Source organism: Halorubrum yunnanense, from assembly GCF_026586675.1.
Classification (GTDB): domain Archaea; phylum Halobacteriota; class Halobacteria; order Halobacteriales; family Haloferacaceae; genus Halorubrum; species Halorubrum yunnanense.
Window position 1 is genome coordinate 1 of record NZ_JAODIX010000037.1, and the last position, 3,525, is coordinate 3,525.

The 3,525-nt window shown below is 57.9% G+C and carries 3 protein-coding genes; 2 read left to right on the forward strand and 1 reads right to left on the reverse strand.

Going from position 1 to position 3,525, the window contains the following annotated elements; translation table 11 throughout:
- The first annotated feature begins 693 nt into the window (after positions 1-693).
- Together N5096_RS10080 and N5096_RS10085 are read left to right on the forward strand one after the other, a co-directional pair.
- Complete coding sequence (locus N5096_RS10080) at positions 694-2,049, forward strand: hypothetical protein (protein WP_267664420.1); 1,356 nt, start codon at positions 694-696, stop codon at positions 2,047-2,049.
- Between the two features lie 146 nt (positions 2,050-2,195).
- Positions 2,196-2,468, forward strand: a complete 273-nt coding sequence (locus N5096_RS10085; RefSeq protein WP_267664422.1) for a hypothetical protein — start codon at positions 2,196-2,198, stop codon at positions 2,466-2,468.
- A gap of 34 nt (positions 2,469-2,502) precedes the next feature.
- On the opposite strand, the gene N5096_RS16340 is transcribed toward N5096_RS10085, so the two are convergent.
- Entirely contained in the window at positions 2,503-3,480 is a 978-nt protein-coding gene (locus N5096_RS16340; RefSeq protein ID WP_267664424.1) for a sensor histidine kinase, read from the reverse strand.
- Positions 3,481-3,525: the final 45 nt, after the last annotated feature.

Consider the following 3,525-nt stretch of genomic DNA (forward strand, 5'->3'; position numbering starts at 1 on the left):
GGTGTCCTTGTCCTCTTCGACTCGATAGCGACAGCTCAGCAGTATCAACAATCTCCTACAGAAGAGCGTACCTTATATTCGCATTTTTGTAAAAGTACGGGTCTAGAAGGGCAGAATATCCGGCTCAGCGATAGACAGTGGAATGTGACGTGTATTGTCGGATTCATCCTGCGGCTGAAGCCGCAGGTATTCTCCTTGTGCCAGTATAACTATCGCTGTTGTGATTGTCATTGGTGTGCTTATTCCACAGTTTATCAGTCGGAAAGAGGAGTGATTAGATGCTGCTCTGACCCCTTCTCACGGCTAAAGCCGTGGGATTCATCCACTGGGGGTTGAATCCACGAGTAGCGGAAGGTTCGCAGGGTCTCGTCACGTTGAACGATTCCGTGTTTCGGGCCGCGAGACACGCCCCCTGAACTTATTATATGTCATCAACTTATGATTGTCCGTGCGAGACGCGTCCACGTTACCGGTAGCGTCCTTCACCTTCGGCTTGCTGTACAGTACCGCTGTACCGTTTCGTGCCCCCGTCGCTGGTGTGGAGGTACCCTCCACCGACGACACACCTGTCGGTGCGCATTCGAGTAACGGTACCGCCACTCACCTGCTCGTTCGACCGATATCGCGCGTTACGCCCGACTCACACGGCACCTGCCAACGCGGGTCTGTGCGCGACTTCGAGCGTTCCGGATCATGCCATCCATGCGCCTGATCGGGGATCGCAGAATACTCTTCGGGTCGGTTTGCGTCGAGGCTGTCGCCGCAGTGCTCGTCCTCCTGTACGGACACCTCTCGCTGCTAGCCGTCGCCGTCTTGTACTGGATTGATCTTCTCTTTCTGACCCTCCGGGCAACGGTACAACAGTTGCTCTCGCGGCCCGAAACGGATCGTCAGTCGACTCTTTTTCAACGTCCGTTCCGGCTTCTAGCCCACAAGCGCGGATCGATCACCGTTACCGATCGCCTCCCGGGAATTCAGCTCCGAAACGTTCCGGCGGTCTGGGGAGCCGTGTTCATACTTGTTTTTTCAGCGAGCACAACGGCGTACGTCGCCGCCGTCGATGTGCCCGGAGACCTGTGGCGCTCGCCGGCCACACCGATGTTACTCGGTGGAGGTCTCGTCGCGGCAGCGACGAAATCGTGGCTGGTGCTGCGGGCATACGTGGCCTCGGAAGGCCACGATATCACCGCCGCCTCCGCGGTCGTCCCCCGGAAGCGGGTACTGGTATTCGCCGTCTACGGTGGGCTGTTGTGGCTTGCCTCGCGGTGGACGCTTACGACCCTCTCCGGCGAGGGCTTGGAGATAACACGCGCTGGGATGACGGTTTCCGCGTCCGTGCTAATCGTGTCTCGGCTCGCGTACGGTTGGTACGCGGCGCGTGCTCGACCCGACGGCTGGCAGTCGGACGCGACATCCGACCTCAACGATGAAGCGATATCTCAAGGGTGGTCGGACTCCGAACCGGAAGAGAACATATCCGCTCCGTCTCAGCCGTCGATCCCGGATGGAGAACCGCGCGAGACGATGGCGCCGGTTCGCGCGTCTATCCTCGTCGCAGGGGTGGTGAACGCGATGACGACCGGTGGTGTCGTCGACAACCGCTTCGGCCACTGGAGACAGCTCATAATCCGGGTGGGTATAGCGGGGGTGATGGTTGTCGCCGTTCTTGCCCTATTAGACGGTGCTGTGATCGTGTCCGCAAGCTTGGCTGCGATTTTCTTCGGTCTCGTTGGAGGCCTCTCGATAATAAGTGCGGTACATCTGCTGTTGGCGCTCGGTGGCGTCGAATACGAATTTTACGAGTCCGAAGTGGTGGCGTACGACCGATACCTCGGACGACCACAGTGGTCGGCGTCATACGACGGTGTCCGGGACGTCTCGGTCGAGCGTGGGCTGTTCGGAAGTCCGCTCTGGCTGGACACTGGAACGGTGTTTTTCGATCGGATTTACAACTCTAAGGACGACGAGTCCGCCCGGAAACCGAGGTCATCGATCGCATTCGTTCCGGATCCCGAGCGTGCCGGTGAACTGCTTAGCTCCCATTCGTGACGAGCCGTAACGACTTCACCGGCTTTGTTGAAACCCTATTTTTCAGATAGATGTTTATCTAAAACAGCTGGTCGATGAGAACCGTGAAAGTAACAAGACGGACATTGTATCCAAACTACAATTAGTCACGTGTAATTATACCACCTATGGAAGATCTGTACATCTACACCGGCTCATTCGTCGTAATTGGAGCTTCAATAGGGGGGCCAGCGGTAGGTTCGCTCATCGCTGGCGATCGTGGTATCCCGATACTGCTCATGGCGATCGGTGGAGCTGGAATGCTTGCCACTGGCGGCTACGAATTGCTCCGAACTGACCCAGAGGAGTTTACTGCCTCTGCTATCGTCCTTCTCGTGTTGGTTGGTTCCGCCTGTCTGTCCTTTCTCGGAACAATACTCTCTGTGATGGGCAGTTCCTGAGTGGCCCGTACTGACCGCGACTAGTCAGAAAATATTAGTCGTAGCTGAGCAGCGATCCCGGCAGTTCGACGGTGACGGTCGTCCCGCTGTCGGTATCGAACGAGACCTCTCCGCCGAGCCGGTCGACGCCCCACCAGACGAGCCAGAGCCCGAGGCCTTTGCCGTGCTGTAGTGGCTGTTCTTCGGCGTCTTCGAACACCTCTACCTCGTGGTCGCTGATCCCGGCGCCGCTGTCAGCGACATCGATCCACCACTGATCTACTCCCTCGGTATCGCTAGACTCCTTCACCCGTACGCTGACACGCGGCTCCGGAGCAGATCCCCCGTGTTCGACTGCGTCCGACACCAGCTCACGAATGACTGGTATCAGAATCTCTCCGTTAGCGCGTGTCTCCACTGGTGGTGTGTCTATCACGACGGGGACGGACGAGACGTCGCCAGCGCACTCGTGGCGATCGTCGACGACCTGTGCGTGCTGGACCTCCTCGATGGCGTGACGGATGAGGTCCTCGACGGACCGATCACCCGCACGCTTGTTGGCCTGTAACACTGACTCTATCTCGCGGGCAGTACCTCCAAGATCACGCAACGCCGACAGTTCCCCGTCGACCGTCGTCGCTATCTTGTCCGCCGTGTCGGGGCCGGGATCGTCGCTTAACTGTCGAAGGTACGCCGTTGCCACGTCGACCCTGTTTCGTATGTTGTGCCGAAGCACGCGACTGAGAACCTCCGCACGACGTGCATTCTGCCGGCTGTCTGTTATATCGCGGAAGATCAGGGTGTAGCCAAGTGTGCGGTCGTCGCTGTCGGTAATCCGGCTCGATGAGGCTTCTAGCACGCGATCGCTGCCTGGCAGCCGACACGTTGTCTGTCCCCCCGCGAGTAACTCCTTGATGTCGAATGTATCCGGCAGTATGCTGGGGAGGTCCTCACCGACTACTGTGCTAAACTCCCGCTCAAACAGATCTGTTGCAGCAGCATTCCAGTCTGCTGTGTTGAATAGCGATCTAATCGGCTTATATCACGGAGTAGAAGGACGAAGCCGAGGAAATCGATT

Bases quoted from the DNA above. Each gene is read 5' to 3' on its own strand.
- N5096_RS10085 (WP_267664422.1), top strand. From the start codon at position 2,196: ATGGAAGATCTGTACATCTACACCGGCTCATTCGTCGTAATTGGAGCT.
- N5096_RS10080 (WP_267664420.1), top strand. From the start codon at position 694: ATGCCATCCATGCGCCTGATCGGGGATCGCAGAATACTCTTCGGGTCG.